Consider the following 22,844-nt stretch of genomic DNA (forward strand, 5'->3'; position numbering starts at 1 on the left):
CGCTGCCCGGTCCCAGGCTGCGATTCTTCGCATCTTGAATTCGGGCTGCTGCGCGTCTTGAAATCCAGTTGTTGCTCAACTGTTGACCCCAGCTTCGCATCGGGTCTGCACGCGCGCCTTTTTACGGCTGCAATTGTGCGATTTTGCCTCTCTCAAATCCGTCTCATTTCAGGAATTCGTACTGGGAAACTGTTGTTTCCTCATAAGCCTGGCAAACTTTGACGATAATAACGTTAATCCCGATTGTGAGGATTGTATGTCCGTCCGAAGCGCCATTGCTCAATCGGCTCGTTTTCGATTCAGCGCGGCGGGTATCAGTATCAACCGGAGTCGTTTCCTTGACCTTCTCAAAACTCAAACTGCCGCTCGTTTGTGTGATCACCCTAGCAACAGCATCATGGCTGCTGCCTTCCTGGGCTGTTTTGGCCGCGGAAAAAGAGGGAAAAAGTCCGAGGACGCGTGAAAATGCACTTGATGTTGCGCGCTCGTTTCAGAACGAGACGGTCACCGAATCCGAGGCCACAGTCCGCCTGTTCTTTCTCAATGAGAAGTGGGAAAAGGTCCTCAGGGACGTGGCGAAATCGATGGATAAAACGTTGGTCGCCGATCAGGTGCCCCGTGGTTTTTATTCCCGTCGCGATGGAAGTATGCACTCACCCGAAACGGCGCTGAACATCCTCAATCGCGCGTTGACAAAAAAACATTTCCGGTTGGTGATCAAAGGTGAGTTTTTGGTGCTGTTGGACAAAAACTCCATCCGCAAAAAATACCGCCCCGCCACCGTGCCGGAGTATGATCCCGATACGGCCGAAGAAGCGGTCGCACCACAGAAACCGACGCCCATCCGCCGGATCAATCATGAAGAACCAGTCGCACAACCGCTGTTCGACGACTATCAGCCGGAGGCGGCTGCCGAGCCAACCGACGACGAACCGCAGATTGAGTCCGTCGCCATCCAACCGGGACGACGCCCAGCGGTGGGAATTGCCCGTGCAATTTTCAAAGCCTTCAAACCAGCGGCGCGATTAGTGGACGCCGGTCCCTCGGGCTTGCCTGGTTTTGTGGTCACGCACCGCGTCACACAGGCATCACGCACCGGGAAACCACTGAAAACCACCGACCTGCGACTCGCTGTGGGGATTGATGCCACGCAGAACGAACTGGTCGTAGAAGGTCCACCGGAACAAGTCGAATCGATGTTGGATCTGGTCGATCAATTGGACGAACTCCGCCTGCGTCGGAATGAAACCGTCCGACTCGTGGCCGGCACCAGTGATATGGGGCAAGTCAAACGCTCTTTGCAGCCAGCGCTGAAACGCTTGATTGCCCAAGTCGATCAGAATCCGGCCGACGATGCAAACAACAACCAACCGCCGCAAGACCCGCAACCGGGCGATGTTCCGGAGGAAGGTCAACCGGGCCTTTCGGACTTGGTGGGCGGACTAAAAGGAGACGTCGCCGTGGAATCGGTTCCCGGCATGGGGATCCTGATTCTCCGCGGGAACAAGGCCGACACCGAAGCGGTCATGCGGATTATTGAAGAGATTCAGCGACTGGGCCAAGGCGCTGCCCCGGACATCCAGGTGCTCACCTTACGACACGTTCGTTCCAAGGCACTCGCAGATCTGTTGACACAATTGTATGAGAAATTGCTCAGCGGTCGCGCTGAGACGGCGCAAAAACTACAGCCGGCTATCATCCTGCCAGTGGTGACCCCCAACTCGATTGTCATTCTGGCTCCAGCTGCCGACATGCAATCCATTCTGAAATTAGCCAACGAACTGGATCAACCAGTCGCACCGGGATCGCAGTTTCAAGTCTTCCGGTTGAAAAGCGCCGTGGCCTCGCAAGTGGTCGAAATCGTGAATGAGTTCTACGCCGAACGGGGTGGACTGGGTCCGGAAATTAAAATCACGGCTGACCCGCGAACCAATGCAGTCTTCTTGTTCGCCGGACCGCGCGATATGCAGGAAATTGGTTCGCTCATCGTCGAGATCGATAAGGAAGACTCCGATTCCATCAACCAAATGCGTTTGTTCCGCCTCGAGAACGCCGTTGCCGACGAATTGGCGGAGACGCTGAACACGGCCATCCAGAGCGCGCTCAGCCCGCAAACAACAACCGGTGGTGGCCAAGGTGGTCAGTTTGGCGGACAAGCTGGTGGCGGAGAAGGGACGCAAGAGATTCGCGGCATCCGCTCGACAATTTTGCAGTTTCTCAAAGTAGAAGAAGGACACGAGGAGCTGATTCGTTCGGGCATTCTTAGTGACATTCGCATCACAGCCGATCCGCGGACGAACAACCTGATGGTTGTGGCTCCCGAAGCCAGCATGCCGCTATTGGCGGCGTTGATCAAACGATTGGATCAACCTTCGCCATCGGTTGCGGATATTAAAATGTTTAAAATGATCAATGCCGACTCGACAGCCGTGGTGCAGATTCTGGATACGCTGTTCCAAGTGCAGGAACAAGGGCAGGATCAGCAACTGGGCATTCAACTGGCCGGAGCGGAGGGAGCGGATAGCAATTTGATTCCGCTGCAATTCACCGCCGACGCCCGGACCAATACGATCATCGCCCGCGGCGGGAGTGAGGCGTTGCGTGTGGCGGAAGCCGTGATTTTGCGGTTGGACGCCGACAAGATCCGCGAGCGGGAGACCAGTGTCTATCGCTTGAAAAACAAACGAGCTGAAGACGTGGCAGAAGCCATCAACGAATTCCTGGCCGAACGGCAAGTCGTCGAAGAGGAACGGACGGAGTTGGGAAGTTTGTTTGCTCAAATCGAGCGCGAAGTGATCGTCGTGCCGGAACCGATCAGCAATACGTTGATCATCAGTGCCACGCCACGGTATTTCGAAGACATCAGCAGTCTCGTGGTGCAGTTGGACTCGCAACCCGAGGAAGTCATCATCCAAGCCTTATTGGTCGAAGTCCAACTCGAGAACACGGATGAATTTGGTGTGGAACTCGGCCTGCAAGACTCACTGTTGTTTGATCGTAGCATCATTTCTCCTGATGACATTACGACGATCACGGAGACATTTGCCAACCCGGGTACTGGTGTGACGACCGAAACCCAACGGATCATTTCTCAAGCGAGCACCCCTGGATTTCCGTTCAACAATGGCAATCAATTGGGAAACAATACGATCAACCCTGCGAGTGTGGGAACACAGGGGCTGAGCAACTTTGCCGTGGGACGCACCAACTCGGAGTTGGGCTTCGGCGGCTTGGTGTTGTCGGCCAGTTCTGAAAGTATCAGCGTGTTGATTCGTGCCTTATCGGAAGTCCGCAATGTTGAGGTGCTCAGTCGGCCGCAAATCCGCACGCTGGATAACCTGACCGCGGAAATCCAAGTCGGTCAAGACGTGCCCATCATTCAAGGGATCAATCAAACCGCGTTGGGGGCTGCCTATCCGATCGTCCAGCAGGACCGGGCAGGTATTATCCTGAGCGTCAAACCCCGGATTACTCCCGAGGGGAACGTGGTTATGGAAGTCCTGGCGGTCAAGAGTGCGTACGATCTGACCCCCGGCTCAGGCGTGCCGATCTTCACCGATGCCACAAATGGCAACGTGGTCGAATCCCCGGTGAAGACGATCACCCAAGCCAGTGCGGTCGTCTCCGCCAAATCGGGACAAACCATTGTCCTGGGTGGCATGATTACCAAAGACACGTCCCACATCGAACGCAAAGTGCCGTTTTTGGGAGACCTGCCGTTGTTGGGTAACGCCTTCCGGTATGAATTCGATCAGAACCGCCGAAGCGAATTGTTGATCTTCCTGACCCCGCGGATCATTCACGACGATTCGACCTCGGAATGGATCAAGCAGGTCGAGGCAGAACGGATTCACTTCTTCACCGAAGAAGCAGAAGCGATTCAGGGTCCGCTCTACGCACTGCCTGAAGAAAATGCGATCTGCGAACCGGAACTCGGCCCGACTCCCGACCATCAACTACCGCCGGCCGTACTGCCGCCACCCGAAGCGATCGATGAGGAAGGCGTGCCGACGACACGTATGCCGAGCCGATCCGAAACGATGAAATATGAGGATGCCTACAGCGAGGCCCCGCAGATGTTGCAGGTGGACCAGGAGTTCTCGGATGATGAGATGTTAGAATTCGCGAATTAACTGGCTGAAAACCGCTAAACCGGACGGGCCGGTTGCCCATTTCAATTTTCCATTCCACCGTTCAGGTGATCGATATGACGCACTTCAAGCCGCTCTTTACCGCGATCGCTATCCTGTTACTTTCAATAACTGGATGCGCTAGCCTCGGATCCTTCTGGGAAAAAGCGCCCGCCTATCCCTTGGCGACCAAGGAACGTCCGGCGACACAAATCATCGCCATGTGGCGACCGTCGAATGGTACACACGACGGACGTCCCACGCGGGGATTTGCCGGGAACATCATGTTCTTTACCTCCAAGGATACCATGCCGGCGTTGGTCAACGGCACCGTCCGGGTCTACGTGTTTGATGATCAAGGAACGCCCGAAGAACAAGCGAAACCGATTCGGCAATATGATTTCCCTGGGCCAGTGTGGAATACGTATGCTGAACTCAGCAAAATTGGACCGGCCTACAACCTGTTCATTCCTTATCCACGACCGGGCAATCACGAAGCGACTTGTACGATTTCCATGCGGTTGATTCCCGACGATGGCGGACCGGCCTTGTTCTCTGAAGAGGCGCATATCACGCTTGACGGGAATCGAAATCCCGACAAACTGATCTCCCGCACATCAAGTCGCGTCAAGAGCAAACCTGCAGACAAAGAGACTCCCGTCGTGGAACAATCGTACTCCGTGACGAGCAAAACCATCGTTCCCAAGCGTATCCAACAGGCCTCGGCAGAATCGATCACTCAGGGAAACAACATCCAGTTTTCTCTGGCACAAGAAGATGCGGATATCCCCCGGGATGATTCGATCCAGCAGGTCGACTTCGAATCGATCACAGCCAACAGCCAGGCCGGCCAGGAACGCAACGAGCGAGCACACTTTGTCCGCTCGCGCGTTGCCGCACAACGGGCCAAGCGCCGCAGTCTGGCCAACAAGAAAACAGCGGCATCCCGGAACCGGCATCCATTGGACCAAGCCATGGATCCTGTCGATTTGCAATACGAGGATAACGATGAACTGCTGAACAACGACGACTTTGCTGTTGTTGATGACGATGACTATGAGCGTGATGAATTCGACGAGTTATTGCGGAAGCGCTCGCGCAGCAGTCGTGCTAAGAAAAAGTCGAACCAGCACCCATTGGACAACGACGTCATTGCGGTCGATATGTCGAGCCTGCACCAGGTTTCCGCACCGCGCAACAAGCGTACAAATCGTCGGCAACGGCAAATGACTTCACGGCAGCGACATCCCTTGGCTGAGTGGGATGACGATTTCGAATCGAGCCGTGGCGAGGATTTCTCGGAATTCGAAGATGACGAAGCGGATGAGGTTTTTCCGTTGACTCAATAAGAATCGCGGTCTCGCCATCATTTTCGCATTGCCGAGCCACTCTGACGACGATATCATAGAGACCAGCGGTGCTGCCGTTTCGGACAGGGACCGGCAGTACGATCACCAAGTGCTCCAGGGGAATTTCAGATGATGTCCATCTTGCGAAGCGGCGTCGGATTACTGTGCGCAGCGGTCCTCTTTTTGGCGGGCAACTGCGAAGTATTAGCGCAGGCGCAATCGCTGTACAACAAACAAGGTCCGGTGCGCGGTCAAACCAATTCGTTGCTGCCGCAAACCTCATCCAGCGGTGCGGGAAGAGCCGGAGCGGCCGGAAGCGGTTCGACGGCCTATGGGGGCCAAACGGCTGCGGCCTACAGTGGGACCTCGGTATTGCAACGGGGAAGCTTTGCCGGATTGGAAGATTCCCAATCGTTTGTCGGTATCGACCCCAATGCCTCGCAAGCCAATGGTAACACCCGCAATCGGAATACTGCCCGTAACCGGAATACGAATCGCGGTAATGCCAACCGGGGCAATGCCAACCGGGGCAATGCCAATCGCGGGCAAGGCGGAAATCAGAACTACCGGCGCGGCAATCAGGGTTCCAATAACCGTCGCCGCGCGATCCGTCCTCAACAACGGGTCAATTTTACTTTTCCCGCGCGTCCAAAATCCGAAGTGGTCACCGCCTTGCGCAGCCAATTCGCGGCACACGCTGAACGCTATCCGACCTTGGCCAACATCACCGTGCTGGAGGATGATGGCCGTATCGAACTGTTCGGCGAAGTCGACTCGCCTGAGCGCAGTCGATTGGCGGCGATGATTGTCCGCATGGAGCCGGGTGTAAGACAGGTCGTCAATCATTTGACCGTACAGTCGCCGCCAGGCCCCACGTTAGAGTAGACTATTCGTGGGCCGGGATTCCATCGTTGTTCCGTGAGTGGACGACGGGGACGCCGCGTCGCGACGAATGGTACATTTCCGACTGATTCGCCTGGGGAGCGCACGTATGCAACGCCGATTGAGGAAGTTGATCGCATTTACTGTCGTCGCCCTGCTCTGCTCAACATCGCTCTACAATCGGCTCTCTGCCGAAGAAACAACCGAGACCGTTGCGCCGCCACCCGAACAGCCCTTTGCCATTGTGGCTGTTGCCAGCATTGAACGGATGTTGAATGCACTCGATTTTTCCTTCGAAGCGGCCGACCGCATGGCTGCTTCCGAGGCAATCGGCGGCTACATGGAGAAAGCCGGCGATCTTAAAGGGATGGACCAGCGGCAAGGCTTTGGCGTGATGATCTTCCTTGCCGGAATCACCCCCCAACCGATTGGTTTTGTTCCTGTCGAGAACATCAACGATCTGCTCAAGACGATCGAAATCGGCCCGTTTACCAGTAAGAAAATCGACGACGAACATTACGAACTGAAACAAAATGGCGAATCCATCTTTGTGAAGACAGTGGGCCGTTATGCATTCTTCAGCAATGATCAAACAGCACTCGACCGCGAATTCCCCGACCCGGCCCCAATGACCGCTGCACTGGCGGCCGAATACGACGTGGCGGCCATGCTGAATTTGGCGAGCTTGCCGGATGACAAACGGGATATCTTTGCCACGCTGCTCAAAGCGAGCGCTGATACCAATCTGCAGCGCCGAGACAACGAACCGGAATCGGCGCACCGGGTTCGCAAAGCGCTGGGCGAAAACAATGCGCGGTTGTTGGAACAAGTCCTGCGCCAATCGCAGGACCTGACGGTGGGCTGGAAAATGCTACCGCAACAACGCAAAGCGGCTTTAGAAATCCGCATCCGCGCCCGCCCCGGCAGTGAGTTGGCAACGATTTATGAAGAACTGCAAACCGGCCGGTCGCAATTCACCAACTTTCTTAAAGGGGATGCGCCTCTGACTTTTGCGTCGACCTGGAAATTAGACAAGCCGGGGCAGGAAGCCTTTGCCGAGATCGTCCAGGTGCTCGAAGATTCGATCCCGGCCGCCGCAGAGGAGGATGCTGCCGACGATCCCGTAGCGCGGCTGTTTCGCGCCGCCCGAGGTACCGTTGCAACCGGCCAGTTGGATTTCGCATTGCGGTTTTTGGGTGAGCCGGGAGGCCCGTTTGTATTGGCTGGCGGACTGAAGGTGAAAGATGGCCGCGCGATGCGAGAAGGGTTGTCCGAATTGTGCCTGTATTGGTTAGAAACGGGCGCATTCTCCGACGTGGAAATCGAGGCTGATGAGCACAACGGAATTCAGTTTCACCGGTTGGACGTTCGCGAAGGGGGCGGTGGAAGTGAACGTGTTTATGGGGGACCACCGAGCATGTATCTCGGTGTCGACGACACAACACTCTGGATGGCTATTGGCGGTGATACTGCGCTGCCGCGCTTGTTTGAACAAATTGACGCATTAGCCGAGCCGGTCGAGCAACCGCTGCCCGCCGTGCCGCTGCAATTTGTGGTCAACATCGCCGATTGGACCAGTCTGCGGGGCGACGATGAGGACGGCGAAAATAACCGGGGCGGCCGGTTTTTCGCGCGGGTCAATGAAGCTTTCTCTCAAGACAACGCCGCTTTGCGTATCGACATCAAGTCAATTCAAGATGGCGCGCGGCTGCGGTTGGAATTCGAAGAAGGCTTCATTCGCTTCTTCGGCATGTCCGTCGCACGCCGTTTGATGCGAGAATAAATCTCCCGTAAGGCACGTCGCGACGCACCTTTCGATGCAGGGCGAGAGAAGAACCTCTTAAAAAAGAACTCGCGCAAAGACGCAGAGCCGCAAAGAAGAAAAAGAGAAAGCTGTTGAGAACCCGTGTAGATAAATCAATAGCACTAGTTTCCAACCAAGCCGCAAGCGACTCCTCAATGTGACACAACATCTTACTCTTTAGAAAGATAACCCTCTGCGTCTCCGCGCCTTTGCGTGAGGCCTGTCTTTCGTAGGGTGCGTCGCGACGCACCTTTCTCGGATAGGACGGCAGACGTACCTAATTGCGCCTTGGGTCCGCCTCAACACCCGGACATATCCGAAACAAATTCCTCACGCAAAGCCGCCAAGGCGCTGAGAGCTAGAACCGACTGCTTTCCTTTTATGACGGTCCTTCGTTGCTACAAACTTGCTCAATTTAAGTATCGCAAAACAATAAGAGCCTCGCCTTTCTAACTGGAATGGCGAGGCTCCGCGATGGATACGCTGCGATGAGCTAATACCTACGAAAACTGCGTGACGCCCGGCATGGCGATCGGGGCGACGTCCATGGAGACCCAGTCGTATTTCGGCGGGGTGAGGTTTTCCTTGGAGTTCATCGCATCTTCCCAAGTGATCGTCTTGCCCGTATAGGCGGACATGCGGCCCATGATGGCCAACAGGGTGCTGCGGGTCATGTACTCGCCGTTGTTGATCGGCGCGTTGTTGCGGATGCTGGAGAACAACTCTTCATGTTCGGTCTTGTACATGTTGTTGTTCTCGCCCTTGTACTTCCACAGCGGCTTACCGGCGAGGTCGACCGTCTTGTGGCCAAACACGTTGCAGATACCTTTGCTCCCCATCACAAAGTCGGTGACGTTGTTGTCGCACCCGTTTTGTTGACGACAGGAGGCAAAGCCTTTCACGCCGTTGGGGTACTCGTATACGGTTGAAAAGTGATCGTAGACGTTGCCGTATTTGGGATCCGTCCGTGACAGGCGTCCGCCGATACCGGTCGCTTTAATCGGCGGCTCATCCCCCATGGCCCAGGCCATTTTGTCCAGACTGTGGATGTGCTGTTCGTTGATGTGATCGCCCGACAGCCACGTGAAGTACAACCAGTTGCGAAGTTGCCATTCCATGTCACTCCACCCCGGCTGGCGATCGTGATGCCACAATCCGCTGGTGTTGTAGGTGCACTGGATCGAGACCACATCGCCGATGCCGCCGGAGAGTACCTGATCGAGTGCGGCACGTTTGCCGTAGTGGTACCGCCAGCAGAGCCCGCTGACGACCGACAGGTTCTTTTCTTTGGCCTGTTTGCAAGTTTCCATCACCGCGCGGACACCCGGTGCGTCGACGGCCACCGGCTTTTCGGCAAAGACATGCTTGCCGGCATCGATGGCGGCTTGCAGTTGTTGGGGGCGGAAGTGCGGCGGCGTGGTGAGTAATACCACATCAACATCCGTCGCCAGCAATTGCTTGTAGGCATCGAATCCGACGAACTTCATATCTTCGGCAACATCGACCCGGTCGGCAATTTTCTGTTTTTTCAACTCGGAAAGTTTGATTTCGATCTTATCAGCGAACGTATCGGCCATCGCCACCAATTTGGTATTGGGGTCGGCGCTCAATGCGTCCTTAGCGGCTCCCGTGCCTCGTCCACCACAGCCGATCAAACCGACTTTCAAGATATTCGATTCCCCGGCATGAGCGCCGGTGGGAAGCATCAAATTTGCGGCCAACGCACCGGTCGTGACGGCGGCGGTTGAGGTTTTCAAAAAACTGCGGCGGGACGGCTGTGCGGAGCCGGTGTGGGAGGCGTGGTCACTCATTGAGTTTTCTCTCCATTTGGATTTGCGGACAACCGGTTGCCGGGGCAACCGACCCGAGTCCGAAAGTGGCGGGCAAAATCACTGCTGATGGGGAATCAGCAAAGCTCATTTTATTTTACAAGAACTGTGCGGGGCTTTTCTACGGTAATTGTCCGTTTTACCTTCTATTGCTGCGACTTCTTCGAGACAGGGACTTGATCTGTCAGAGCGAGTCTCCAACAATTCCCTGGAATTGTGTAGCAAACAGATCTATTTCCCTGATATCGCCTAAGCCTTTCAAAGATCGACATCCGAAATATGAGCATTATTGACACAACGACGAAACTTTGGATTTTCAATCGCGAGCGAACGCTGGCCACGTTGGACACAATTGCCGAACTGGATGATCCCCAAGGAGCATTGAGCTATCGTCCCGGCACGGGGCGGGCTCACATTGCCTGGCAATTGATGCATATTGGAGTCACTGAGCAAATTTTTGCCACGGAACGATTGAAAGGGACTCAGCCGAATTTCGCCGATTTGATTCCCCGCTTTCGTGGTGGAAGCACGCCGGATGATATCATCCCGACTTTAGATTCCATCCGCGAAGTCCTCTCCACCAGCCGCGAACAATTGCTGGAAACCGTCTCGGAAATCAGCGAAGACGATCTGGAGACGATTCCCGAGGCATTTCAGGATCGAGGCTGGACGCTGGGGACAATCCTGCAAATCGTCTCCTGGCACGAATGCCATCACCAAGGCCAAGCGCATCTGACTTTGAACTTGTACAAGGCAGAGCAATAATCCCTGTCGACAGATTTGCCGTCACAGAGGGTTCAATCAATCGGTAATGCTCCACCGCGCCTGTCGCAACACCGCGTTGGGCGAACCTTTCATCAGTTCGTACCACACGGTGAGCAGCGTTCCGTCGTCGAGTTCGACCGTGGAAGGATATCCCAAATCGCCGCCGAGACCATCGGCGCTGATCGTCATCGGTTCCGACCACGTTTGACCATTGTCGCTACTGATGCGGGCTTGGTTGCCGTACGGTTTGCGGCGATAACCATAGGTCATCAACAACCGGCCATCCTTCAACCGCAACAAATGCGAGGGGAGTCCCCACACGCCGATCGTATGGGGAACGGTCCAGGTTTTTCCGCCGTCACTCGATTCGCATTGCAGCGTCTCACGGTGATTGGTTTTGTTGTGATTGCGAATCTGGACGATGATGGTTCCATCAACTGCTTCGACACCATGCAGCTCATGGTAATTCTGCGGATCGTCGCCGGGGCGTGTGGGAATGTCGGAGAGGAATTTCCAAGACTTACCGTCGTCGGTCGATTCGGCAACCGCCACACGAGCATCGGGCTTGAGGACTTCTTTGCCCGGATACAACAACCGCCCGTCAGACAGCAAAATTGGTCCGTGGGGGCTGTCGACCAAACAATTGGTGCGTGCCGAAAACGTCACGCCGCCGTCGTCAGAGCGGACCATCCACCGGCCGATATCGTTTTTGCGCTGTGCATCGGAAATCCGCTCATGGGCGGCTTGCCAACGGGCCAGCTTTTCAGCCGACATCGCGCCGGCCTCTCCCGGTTTGGCTGCCAGCGCCCGCTTGAGAATCGGTTCATAGGCCAGCGAAGTGAATGTGGTGATCAGAATCGATCCGTCAGCGGTCTCCACAACGCCGGCGTCGCGATCATCGATCGGTCCGTCCAGGACCACGCGCGGCCAACTCCAGGTTTTGCCCCCATCGTGCGAACGCATCAACTCGACACGTCCGAACGGGCAGACATGGTGTTCACGCCCCCCGGAATAGACCAACAGCAACTCCCCGTCGGCTCGACGCGCGAGCGTGGGCCAGCCATGATAATACTCCGGCGTCTTGCTGATCACTTCGGTCGACTCGACAACCGCTTTCGGTCCGGCGAATGCGGAATTGCTCAAGCCCCAAACCATGGCCAATGCCAAAATGCCGGCGGTTTGCAGCATGCGGCGTCGCGTGAACTCCCCTGTCATCGTCAGGTCCCTTTAGCGAATGAGATTCTGTTCGTCAGTGGTGTTTGTCTAGAATCCGTTTCAAAACCCGGTTGAGCCTGTTCTGGAAAGTTGCAGACCAGTGTCTGCGGGAAGCTTCAGAGGGTTTGGAAACGACTTACCAGACTCACCACAGCCTATACGGACTAACACGGGATGAAAAGCCTGCCCACTCAATTGTTCACACAAACACTTAGGTGACGAACGGATACCGCGCGTTGTTCGAAATTTGCGGGACGCGTATACTCAATGGAAACATAACGTTGGGCGACAATTCAGACTGAAGGAATACAAAAAATGGGCGAGGCACAACCTCGAATCGGATTCATCGGCGCGGGGCGAATGGCGACCGCGTTGGCAGCCGGATTTACGGCGGCAAAAATCACCGCTGCCTCGGAAATCATCGCCAGCGACGTGCTGGCCGAGGGACGACAGCGATTTTCCGACACGACCGGCGCAGCTGTTACCGAATCGAATGCCGATGTATTCGCTGCGGCGGATATTATTTTTGTGGCGGTCAAACCGCAGAGTTTGCCGAGCCTGCTCAACGAGATCCAGCCGTTTGTCAAACCGCAACATTTGTTGATTTCCATCGCCGCGGGCGTCGCAATGGAGACATTCCTTGGAACGTTGGGAACCGAAACGCGGTTGGTGCGGGTGATGCCGAACACTCCATGCCTGGTCGGCACATCAGCATCGGCCTTCGCACTGGGAGGGGCTGCAACGGCCGCGGATGGCGAGTTGGTCCAACGGCTCTTGTCGGCAGTGGGCGTCGCTGTGGAGGTTTCAGAAAGCCTACTGGATGCCGTGACCGGGCTTTCGGGAAGCGGTCCGGCTTACGGGTATTTGATGATCGAAGCCCTCAGCGACGGCGGCGTTCGCATGGGCTTGCCCAGGGATATTGCGACTACGTTGGCGGCTCAGACGTTGCTGGGAGCGGCAAAAATGGTTCTGGAAACGGGTCAGCACCCCGGCGCGCTCAAGGATGCCGTCACCAGTCCCGGCGGGACCACGATCGCCGGTTTGCATGCTTTGGAAAATGGGGGACTTCGCGGCACCGTTATCAACGCCGTCGAAGCGGCAACACGGCGGTCCCAGGAACTTGGGCAGTAATCTTTTTTCAGAGGGGCAACCCATGCAGGTGGAACATGTGGCAATTTTGGGCGCGGGGGCAATGGGCCGGGGCATTACCGAAGCGGCTGCCGTCCACGGCGTCCAGATCACTGTGATCGAACCGGTTCAGGAACAGCGCACGTTAGCGGCCGCCCATATCAAAAAATCCGTCGAAAAGGGGATTCGTCGCGGGAAAGTGTCCGCCGAGTCACCAGAGGAAGTCCTGAAATGTATCCGTTGGACTGATCAACTTGAGGCGGCTCATGAAGCGGATTTTGTCATCGAAGCCGCTGTGGAACGGGAAGAAATCAAGACCGAATTATTTCGGAAACTGGATGACCTCTGCGGTCCCGACACGATTTTAGCGTCCAATACGTCCAGCATTTCCATCACGCTTTTGGCCGCTGCGACGAAGCGCCCGGAACAGGTTGTGGGAATGCATTTTTTCAATCCTGTGCCCGTGATGGCGCCGGTGGAAATTGTCCGTGGACTGCAAACCAGTGCGGAGACAATCGCGACGACAAAGACGCTGGCGGAAAAAATGGGCAAACAGGCGCTCATCGTGGCGGACAGTCCGGGATTTGTGGTGAATCGGATCTTGATGCCGCTTATCAACGAAGCCATCTTCACGCTGCAAGAAGGAATTGCCGACGAACAGACAATCGATTCGCTAATGAAATTGGGTTGCAACCACCCGATGGGTCCGTTGGAATTGGCCGACTTAATCGGCCTGGATGTTTGTCTGGATATTTCAAAAGTTCTTTACAAAGAACTGGGCGATCCCAAGTATCGGCCTTGTCCATTGCTGGCACGGATGGTCGCTGCGGGGCATATCGGCCGAAAATCGGGGCGTGGATTTTACCGGTATTAAACGCTCGCGTGACATCGCCTCTTAAACCATCAACGGCGAACATGCGTGCATTGTGTTGAGCCTCGACCGATCAAATTTTCGAAAAGAAAAAAGGGCATGCGTATTTTTTCGCACCGATGCCAATCAAGTTCGTGTTCCCATTACGACTTACAACATGATCACTCATATCGATTGCGCGGCTTTGTGATGCGAACGTTTTTTAGAATTATCAATTGTTAATTTCGGTAACTTGACTTTGCATCTGTATTCGATAAAACGGGATTCCTGAGAGGCGATCGTGTAACGGAGGCAGTTAAGTTCGGTGTCCTTATGGGACATGGTAGGACCCCCTCTCCTTTTGCCGTTTCTTTCTCGCGCGGCACACGCTGAACGGCACAACTGGGCACTGAATACCGGTTGATGCACTGTTCCACACAGCCTCACGCTGTGCGTTGATTGCGAAGGCTCGCTGTGCGCTGGACGCGAATTTGTGGGAACGGAGTCCCACTCACGCGGCATTCCCGACTCCCCCACTTGCGTATTCAAGTCTTTGGGTGCAACGCATTCTGATCGGGGAATTTTTCGTCCTCTGCGGAAAGGTGCGTCGCGATGCACCCTACGGGGACGTGGGATAATATCGCCCTAGCTGCGCCAATCGATGCGATCAAAGATGGCCTGTAGCTTGCGTCCGCGATCGGGATGGATGCTCTGGACATGGCCGATGCGACCGCGCAGGTGCGCGGCAAAGTCCGCCCGCTGTTCACGGTTTTGCGTCGCTGCTCCGTGCCGGACGCAGTTCGTCAAAATCGCTTTGAGACGGTCGTAATCTTTGCGAGAAACATTCAGCCGCTCATTGACCACCACACCCGTGACACGTTGCTGTTGATTATTGCGAACAACTTTCCGTTTTCCGGCGTGAACGGTAAAGCGTTCGGACCGCACGATCTTTGTGACCAGCGGAATAAAAACATTCAGACTATCGATTAGGTGTTGATCGCCCGAAAAGGTGAGGTCGTCGGCGTAGCGGGTGTAGGTGGCACCGAAAGCGCGGGCCATGCCGGCCAAACGCAGGTCCAATGCATAACAAGACAGATTGGCCAATGCGGGCGAGGTCGGGGCGCCTTGTGGCAAATGTCGCGATAAATAGGGACGGACCACGCTCCGATCACCGCCCGGCGCCGGCAGGCGCTCAGGTGGCAACGCAGTGGTTAGCCGTCCTAGCCAAATGGCTGCCTCGCGAGAAAATCCAATGCTGCGAAAAATAGCGACTACGCGTGAGAAGCTAACGTTGGCATAGAAATTCTCGAGGTCGAATTTCAAAACCACGCGCTGCCCCACGTGCGGTTGGGCATTGGTACAAATCGATCGGCCGGCGACAAAACCATGTGCTGCGTTGTGTAGTGGAATCCGATCAAGAATTTCACGAAGGATTTTTCGTTGGATCGCCTTGAGGATCGGTTTGGGCGCCTCAACGAGCCGATACCCACCGCCCCGTTTTTTTAACCAACTGTAATGATAATGGGCCTGCGGAACATGCGCTGCGCGGCCACCATCGTCAAAGCGATGAATCAGCCATGCCAAGCGGCCGCAGGGCATCTCCAGCCAATTAGCGATGTCGCTGGGCGTGCAAAGCTGGGGCAAGCCGAATTGGTGGAGACGTTCGGGGTTACTATCTTTGCTGAGATCGCGGTATTCGCCGTAACCTCCAAAACGCGCAAAGCGGTAGGGAGATTCGGCGGATTCCTCACCAGCATCCTCTGCTGGATCTGTGGCACGCGGGCCTTGCCGGCGACGCAAGGGGACCATGTAGATGTGTCCCAAACGGCCGCGACGGCGACGGAGTTTCCCACGCCGTTCATTAGCGCGATCCTGCCCCGTGGGGGGCGTTTTTTTCAATCCGAGCCAGCGGAGAATGGAATCGAAGAAGCTCATATGCAATTACGCCGCCGTTACTCGTGCCCGGTGCGGACGAATGATTCTCCAACGTCCGCAAGATAACAGCCCGGCCGACGAATCACTGCCTGGTGACAGTCGGAAGCGACTGCCGGTGTTGATTCTTGACCATTCGAGAAATTTGCGCCGGAGGCGAATGTAGGGATTGTTCGTTGCACGATGTGCGAAACGCACGTCCTTGGACGCGGCGCCTGTCTCCTCAATGGGAACTTCGACTTCAAAAACTCCAGCCATGAAAAAACCATGACCGGCGGGCGGAACAACTGCTTCCTGTGGCGAATCGTGACTCACGTGCAATCCACGTGAGTCACGATTCACGATCGAATGTGAAACAATGTGGCTTCCGCGGGGTAGCCCCGCAGCAGACCGACATACCGGTCAAGGTAGGGCCGGCCAAATCTTGTGCAACCCGCCGGTCACAATGAAATATCGTAACAGCCCCCCGATACGGGTCAATGCTCAACCTGAAAAACCACCGCCCCGCGGTCAAACCGGTGCAACCCACTTTGACCGGATCACCCTTGTGCGATCAAGTGAACCCCATTACAAATCCACGACGGATCAGGCGAAGTTCTTCCGAAGACGCGCTGAAAGGAATTCCATGCTGGGCAACGTCGAGCCAACACAATATGACCTGCGGTTTACGATTTTCGGGATCCCGGTCCGCGTCCATCCGCTGTTTTGGGTGTTGTCAATCATGGTCCTCAGAGGATGCGAAGAATTGGATTTAATCTTCGTTGGGGTTTGCTGTATTTTTCTTTCGATTCTCGTTCATGAATTGGGCCACGCATTGGTGACCAAATGGTTTGGCTGGTCTCCTAATATTGTGCTGTATTATTTCGGCGGAGTAGCACAATTCCTACCGGATCGCGGATTTACTCCGCTACGGTCGATCCTGATTTCCCTGGCCGGCCCTTTTGCCGGGTTTCTGTTGTGGGGTCTAACGTGGGCTGGCGTCTTTGCCATCGTGTTGTTTGGGGTAGATCACCACATTTCCCCAGCAGGCAACTTCGCATTGAACTTTCTGATCTGGATCAATTTATATTGGACGTTATTCAACTTGTTACCCATCTATCCGCTCGACGGCGGACAGGTCGCCCGCGCGCTCTTTAGCTGGATGATGCCCAATCGTGGGTTATCGGAGTCCTTAAAATTGTCGATTCTGACCGGATTTGGAGCGGGCGCATTTTTAGTTTTGAATGAATACTATTTCGCGGCGCTCTACTGCATTGCTTTTGCATTGGTCAACTTCCAAGAGTTACAAGAACGCTCCCGCTATGGATAGCAGTAGAGTGATTAGCTCTTACGAAATCACCGCCACGCGCAGATCCATTACGTTGGTATGCGTCGGACCCGTTTTGATCAATCCGCCGCAGGCATCAAAAAACGTATACGAGTCGTTGATAGCCAAATAGCTGCGCGGGTCCAGGTTATTTTCAACAGCCTTTTCCAAGATACCCGCATCGGCCAACGCGCCAGCCGCATCGGTGGGGCCGTCTTCACCATCCGTCCCACCGGAAAGTATCGCGATTCGCGGCAACCCGTCGTGCCATAGCACATCCAACGCGGCCAACACCAGTTGTTGATTGCGGCCGCCCTTTCGCGGTTTGTCCGTTGGCACCACATGCACGACCGGCTCACCACCGCTGATCACGCAGACCGGCGGAGCGACGATTTGGTGGTCGTCGCGAATGGACCGGCACAAGTTCGCTAATTCGATACCACATTCGTTGGCTTCCCCCGCATTGTCCGAGCCGAGATCGTGCACGGCATAACCCAACTCCCGCGCCCGCGCCGCTGCAGCGGCAACCGCCATGCGGTTATTGCCGATGACGTGATTCGTGACCGGCGACAAGGCCGCGGCGTGCGGTGATTTTTCTGTTTCGCTTTGTTTCAAATAGTCCAAAACAGTCTGCGGCACGTCGGGAGGACTGCCGGCGTATTTTTCTAAAACGGCAATTGCATCGGCGGCCGTGGAATGATCTTCGACCGTTGGCCCAGAGGCGATGATGTCCAACGGATCGCCAATCACGTCGGAAATCAGTAGCGAAATCGTTCGCCCCGCCCGGCAATGCCTGAGTAGGCCGCCCCCTTTGATCCGGGACAACTGTTTGCGGACCGTGTTGAGTTCATGAATCGTTGCGCCGGCATGCATCAAAAAGCGGGTCACGTCTTGTTTGTCAGCCAGCGATATCTCAGGTACCGGCGCCGGCAACAGAGCGCTTCCTCCGCCGGAAATTAGCACTAAGCAAAGATCACGGGGCCCCAGTTGTTCAACAATCTCTAGAATTTGGTTCGCCCCGGCCACTCCCTCTGCGGTCGGTTCGTTCACTCCTGCGGGACGCGCCGCATGCAGGTGAATTTTGTGCAGCGGCCGCACGCAATCGGCCGGTACGTTGATCCAGCCAGTGACCTTCTCATCGAGGAGCTGCTGACCCAACACGTTTTCGAGGGCCGCCGCCATTCCCGCCCCCGCTTTGCCGCCGCCAACGACGGCAATTTTTCCGATATCGGGCAGCGAAAATTGTTCGTCACAAATCGCAATTCGATCGCCTTTGCGACGGACGGCGGATTGCAACAAGCGTTCGGAACGCACCGCATCGACGCCGGACAGCCAGATTTCGAGTGCTTGTCGGCCAAGAGGAGTTGGATCCATGAGCGGCGAACCTTGTCTCGTTTATGCGAGGCGCGCGGGCAAATCGTTGCGGCTCATGACCATTCTAACCGCATCCATGACGCGCTGCGACGACAATTCACGCAGACAAGCCATTTGCTCCGCACCGCGATGCGGGCAGATTTTTTGATAACTTCCCGCGCAAGAGACGCACGTGGAGACCAGCTGATGCTGCGGTCCCGGTGGACCGGAACGTATCGGGTCGGTGCAAGTAAAAATCCCCACCACCGGGGTTCCCAATTCCGCGGCCAGATGCATCGGACCGGAGTCGTTCGACACAACCATGTCCACCGACTGCAATACGGCGGCCAACTCTTTGAGCGAGGTTTGTCCCGCCAGATTGCGAACGTTGTTGGCGGTTCCAGTCGCAGCGACAATCCGACTTTCTACGTCCGCCGCCAACGAGGCTTCATCGCCGCTGCCCAGCACTACGATACCGGCGGCGTTTTCTGACATTGCCGCGCAGGCGACCTCTGCAAATTTTTCGGTTGGCCAACGCTTTGTGACCCAACGTGCCCCGGGATGAATGGCGATCAACGGTCGCGGTAAGCCGCCGAGCAATCGCGCCGCGGCGGAAATATCGGCGTCGGAAAGGGACAACTGCAATTGCCGGGAAGCATCGCCAACCCCAAAGGCTTCGGCCACACGCCAATAACGCGCATGGGCCGGCATCAGCCGTCCGGTGTCTGGGATTGTTATATTACAGGCTAACCCCGCTCCTTCGCGAGCCGTCTCCAATCCAATCCGAATCGGCGCCCGTGTGGCGGCGCACATCACGCCGGTTCGCAACAATCCTTGTAGATCCATGACGACATCAAATCGAGCCGCGTGGAGTTGCCGCAGCAGCTTGCCCCAACTCGACAATCCCCCGTGCCGGTCAAAGGGAATCACCTGATGTAAATCTGGCTGGTCCGTCAATATCCCGGAGAGTCCACGATTGACCACCCAACTGATCTCCGCTTCCGGAAATCGCGTGCGAAGCGGGGGCAGCAACGGCAACGATTGCACAATGTCACCCAGGGCACTGGGTTTGATGATGCAAATTCGTCGTGCGTCCAACGACGCAAGTTGGGAGAGGGACATCCGTTTTCACTCTGGACCATAGGCAGAACTTGGCGAGCGCGGATCATATCGCGTCTGCGCGATTTGCCGCAAGGTTCATTTTCGCCGTAGCCGGGCAGCGCGATGTGATTTCCGGTCAAGTCGCGTATAATGCAGGGTGTCCGATAATCGCCCCGGCATTTTAAACAAGGTGAGAGACGGTATGCGTTACCTGTTGATTGGGATCGTCGTCGCTTGGGGAATCTCCCCTGTCAGCGCAAGAGCCGCGGAGGAGGCCTCAGCCGAGCGTCTGCATTTGCAAAAAGGTCGCTATGCCGAAGCATTAGAAGCTTACGACGCACTGCTCAAGACCGAGAAGCTCACCCCGCAAATCGCCATTGGCCGCAGCCAATGTTTCCAGGCCCAGGGAAAATGGCAGGATGCGACCGAGGCGATTGAGGCTGCTACGAAGGCGTTTCCCGAGGATGCCGACGCGTGGGCCCGGCTGGCGGAAGTGCAATTTTTGCAGGGCCGTTATGATCAAGCGACTGCTGCGGATGAAAAATCACTGAAAATCAATGAAGACACCCCGCTCGCCCGCATGATCCAGGCGGAGTTGTTGGCCGAAACGGGAAAAATCGACGAAGCGGACGCCGCCTATCGCTGGTTTGTGCAATATTACAACCGCGTGCAACCGACCGATGCGGAAACATTGGTGCTCGTCGCCCGCGGAGCAGCGCAATACGCACGGTGGAACAGCGTGTCGCAGATTTTCAGTTTCGTTATCAACACCGTCTGCCCCGACGCTCTGGAAGCCGACACCAATGCTTGGCAAGCGTATCATTTCTCCGGCAGTTTGTTGTTGGAAAAATACAATCGCGGGCAAGCCGTGCCGGAATTTCGTAGCGCATTGGCGATCAATCCTCGCTCGGCGGATGTCTACGCCGAGATGGCTCGCGCGGCGGCTCAGGATTTCGAACTGGATGAAGCCCGGGAATTCGCCGAGCGGGCATTACAGATCGCCCCGAATCATGTGGCTGCACTGCAAGTCCGCTCGGAAGTGGAATTCAGCGAAGGCAAAACCGAAGCCGCCTTGGCGACGCTCCAGGAGGCATTGCAGGTCAATCCTCGCGATCAAGAAACGCTTGCACGGACAGCCGCCTGCTATCTGATGTTGGACGGCTTTCCCAGTGATGAATCGTTGACAGCGTTGCTGGCTGCCTTTGACGCAGAAAAACCAGCCGACATTAAAGAAGAAAGTCGATTCGGCAAATTGGTCATCGAACTGGCGACGGTCAATCCTCGACCGGGCAAGTTTTTTACGTTGCTGGGCGAACAGTTGGAGTCGAAACGAAAGTTCGCGCTGTCGGAACGTTGCTACAAATTTGCCATGCAGCGCATGCCGATGCTGGCAGAACCGCAAACCGCGCTGGGTATGTTGTATATGCAAATCGGCCGTGTGGATGAAGCAGGCGCGATCCTGGACAAGGCCTTCGATCTCGACCCGTACCATGTCCGCGTGAGTAACATGCGCAAAGTCATCAAGGTGCTTTCAGGTTACGAAACGATCACCACAGACCACTTCGTAATTCGCGTCGACTCCGAATTCGATAAAGTCCTCGGCCGGTATATGGCGGAATACTTGGAGGAGGAATACGGCAAGTTGGTGAAACAGTTCGGCTACGAACCGCCGACGCGGACGCATTTTGAGGTCTACAACAAGTCGCAAGGGCTCTCGGCGCACCAATGGTTCAGTGCGCGGATGGTGGGATTACCGTGGATTCAAACGATCGGCGCCTCCACAGGTTTGATCGTGGCACTCGCCTCCCCGACGGCGGTCGAAGAACCATTCAATTGGGCCCGCGTGTTGCGGCATGAATTTGTGCACATCCTCACGCTGCAACAAACCCATTTCAATATCCCGCACTGGTTCACCGAAGCATTGGCGGTCCGCAACGAGGGCTATCCACGTTCGCAAACCTGGAATCTGATGTTGGCTCGGCGCGTCCCCCGCGACGAAATCATGACTCTGGAGACGATCAATCAGGCCTTTATCAAACCAGAGACTCCCGAAGACTGGCAGATGGCCTATTGCCAAAGCGAGATCTACGCCGAATACATGGTCAAGTTGGCCGGTGAGGAATCGCTGGGAAAAATGCTCAATGCCTATCGAGACAATCTCGACACAGCCGCCGCCATTCAGCGTGTGTTTGGCATGGATCAAGCCGCCTTTGAAAAGGGCTACCGCACGTATCTCGACCAGACCGTCGCCGCTATTCCACAACCGGCAAACGCCGATGACGTGCAGCCCAAAACACTCGCGGAATTGGAAAAGGCATTTCGCGCCGATCCGGATAACGCGACCACGCGCGGTGAATACGCCGCCGGACTGTTGGAAGCGGGACAATTCAAACAGGCGCGGAAATTCGCCAACTCCGCGCTGAAAAAGAATTCCGCCGAACCGCAAGCCGCCATCGTGTTGGCGCAATTGGAAATCAAGGGGGCCAACCCCGCTCAAGCGATTGAATACCTGAACCAGGCCTTAGACGAACAGAATCCGCATCCCGGCGTGGTGAAATGGTTGGGGCAATTGCAATTGAAGGCCCAAAACTACGCCGAAGCGGCCCGCGTTTACGAATTGATCCGCAAGGAGGATGCAGAGAATGTCGAGTGGGTCAAAATGCTGTCGGTCGCCTATTTGAATTTGGGTGACACAGAAAAGCTCAAACCGCTGTTGAAGCAATTTGTGGAATTAGAATTCGACCAAATCGCCCCCCGAAAAAAATTGGCAGCGGTCTACCTCTCGGAAAAGAACTACGAGCAAGCACTGCACTATGCCAAAACGGCGCTCTATATCGACGTGTTGGACGTGGAAGTACACCGCCTGCTTGGCGAAGCCTATGCAGGGAAAAAACAATACGACCGAGCCATCGAAGAATTCGAAGTCGCCTTGGAACTGAAACCTGAGGACGCCGACTTGACCTATGCACTCGGCGCAGCCCAACACCAAGCGGGGGACAACCCGGCCGCGGAGAAAACATTGCGCGGATTGCTGCTCAAACATCCCAAACATACTGCCGCTCAAGAGTTGCTGAACAAATTGTAACCGGCCCCGAATATGCAGCGGTGAAATCAACGATGCGTATGCGAAGTGATCGACGATGGCAGAGAGATGTCCGATTCACCGGGAACTTGCTATGATGGGCCACCGCGGCTCGCCC

At 55.7% G+C, this 22,844-nt stretch carries 14 protein-coding genes; 9 read left to right on the forward strand and 5 right to left on the reverse strand.

Features of this window, described 5'->3' with window-relative positions; translation table 11 throughout:
• Positions 1 to 338: 338 nt before the first annotated feature.
• The 4 genes from Mal52_RS18485 to Mal52_RS18500 all read left to right on the forward strand — a co-directional run bounded on the left by Mal52_RS18485 (position 339) and on the right by Mal52_RS18500 (position 8,144).
• The gene (locus tag Mal52_RS18485; RefSeq protein ID WP_145377801.1) at positions 339 to 4,133 is read left to right on the forward strand and encodes a secretin N-terminal domain-containing protein; all 3,795 of its coding nucleotides are present in this window, start codon (positions 339 to 341) and stop codon (positions 4,131 to 4,133) included.
• Between the two features lie 74 nt (positions 4,134 to 4,207).
• Positions 4,208 to 5,479: a hypothetical protein gene (locus Mal52_RS18490; protein ID WP_145377802.1), complete on the forward strand. Its 1,272-nt coding sequence runs from the start codon at positions 4,208 to 4,210 to the stop codon at positions 5,477 to 5,479.
• A 129-nt stretch (positions 5,480 to 5,608) separates the two neighbouring features.
• Positions 5,609 to 6,364, forward strand: coding sequence for a BON domain-containing protein (locus Mal52_RS18495; protein ID WP_145377804.1), 756 nt, complete (start codon positions 5,609 to 5,611; stop codon positions 6,362 to 6,364).
• A 106-nt stretch (positions 6,365 to 6,470) separates the two neighbouring features.
• Positions 6,471 to 8,144, forward strand: coding sequence for a hypothetical protein (locus tag Mal52_RS18500; RefSeq protein WP_145377806.1), 1,674 nt, complete (start codon positions 6,471 to 6,473; stop codon positions 8,142 to 8,144).
• Between the two features lie 521 nt (positions 8,145 to 8,665).
• Here Mal52_RS18500 and Mal52_RS18505 read toward each other — a convergent pair.
• Positions 8,666 to 9,976: a Gfo/Idh/MocA family protein gene (locus Mal52_RS18505; RefSeq protein ID WP_145377808.1), complete on the reverse strand. Its 1,311-nt coding sequence runs from the start codon at positions 9,974 to 9,976 to the stop codon at positions 8,666 to 8,668.
• 297 nt (positions 9,977 to 10,273) lie between these two features.
• Here Mal52_RS18505 and Mal52_RS18510 point away from each other — a divergent pair, with 297 nt between their 5' ends.
• Entirely contained in the window at positions 10,274 to 10,759 is a 486-nt protein-coding gene (locus tag Mal52_RS18510) for a DinB family protein (protein ID WP_145377810.1), read from the forward strand.
• A 36-nt stretch (positions 10,760 to 10,795) separates the two neighbouring features.
• Here the strand turns inward: Mal52_RS18510 and Mal52_RS18515 are convergent, their stop codons facing one another.
• The gene (locus Mal52_RS18515) at positions 10,796 to 11,974 is read right to left on the reverse strand and encodes a sialidase family protein (RefSeq protein WP_145377812.1); all 1,179 of its coding nucleotides are present in this window, start codon (positions 11,972 to 11,974) and stop codon (positions 10,796 to 10,798) included.
• Between the two features lie 315 nt (positions 11,975 to 12,289).
• Here Mal52_RS18515 and proC point away from each other — a divergent pair, with 315 nt between their 5' ends.
• Positions 12,290 to 13,105 carry a pyrroline-5-carboxylate reductase gene (proC, locus tag Mal52_RS18520; protein WP_145377814.1) on the forward strand — a complete coding sequence of 272 codons (816 nt, stop codon included), beginning with the start codon at positions 12,290 to 12,292 and terminating at the stop codon, positions 13,103 to 13,105.
• A gap of 22 nt (positions 13,106 to 13,127) precedes the next feature.
• Entirely contained in the window at positions 13,128 to 13,976 is an 849-nt protein-coding gene (locus Mal52_RS18525; RefSeq protein ID WP_145377816.1) for a 3-hydroxyacyl-CoA dehydrogenase family protein, read from the forward strand.
• Between the two features lie 621 nt (positions 13,977 to 14,597).
• Here Mal52_RS18525 and Mal52_RS18530 read toward each other — a convergent pair.
• Complete coding sequence (locus tag Mal52_RS18530) at positions 14,598 to 15,887, reverse strand: reverse transcriptase family protein (RefSeq protein ID WP_145377818.1); 1,290 nt, start codon at positions 15,885 to 15,887, stop codon at positions 14,598 to 14,600.
• Positions 15,888 to 16,509: 622 nt separating this feature from the next.
• On the opposite strand from Mal52_RS18530, the gene Mal52_RS18535 reads away from it, so the two are divergent.
• Positions 16,510 to 17,193 (forward strand): site-2 protease family protein, encoded by a 684-nt coding sequence (locus tag Mal52_RS18535; protein WP_197534312.1) that lies wholly within the window; start codon positions 16,510 to 16,512, stop codon positions 17,191 to 17,193.
• An 18-nt stretch (positions 17,194 to 17,211) separates the two neighbouring features.
• Here the strand turns inward: Mal52_RS18535 and Mal52_RS18540 are convergent, their stop codons facing one another.
• Together Mal52_RS18540 and waaF are read right to left on the reverse strand one after the other, a co-directional pair.
• Entirely contained in the window at positions 17,212 to 18,564 is a 1,353-nt protein-coding gene (locus Mal52_RS18540; RefSeq protein ID WP_145377822.1) for a glycerate kinase type-2 family protein, read from the reverse strand.
• 21 nt (positions 18,565 to 18,585) lie between these two features.
• On the reverse strand, positions 18,586 to 19,665 hold the full coding sequence (gene waaF / locus Mal52_RS18545; protein ID WP_145377824.1) for a lipopolysaccharide heptosyltransferase II: 1,080 nt from the start codon (positions 19,663 to 19,665) through the stop codon (positions 18,586 to 18,588).
• 181 nt (positions 19,666 to 19,846) lie between these two features.
• Between waaF and Mal52_RS18550 the strand changes: the two genes are divergently transcribed.
• Positions 19,847 to 22,729, forward strand: coding sequence for a tetratricopeptide repeat protein (locus Mal52_RS18550; RefSeq protein WP_145377826.1), 2,883 nt, complete (start codon positions 19,847 to 19,849; stop codon positions 22,727 to 22,729).
• Positions 22,730 to 22,844: the final 115 nt, after the last annotated feature.

It is taken from the genome of Symmachiella dynata, assembly GCF_007747995.1.
In the GTDB taxonomy this organism is placed as follows: Bacteria; Planctomycetota; Planctomycetia; order Planctomycetales; family Planctomycetaceae; genus Symmachiella; species Symmachiella dynata.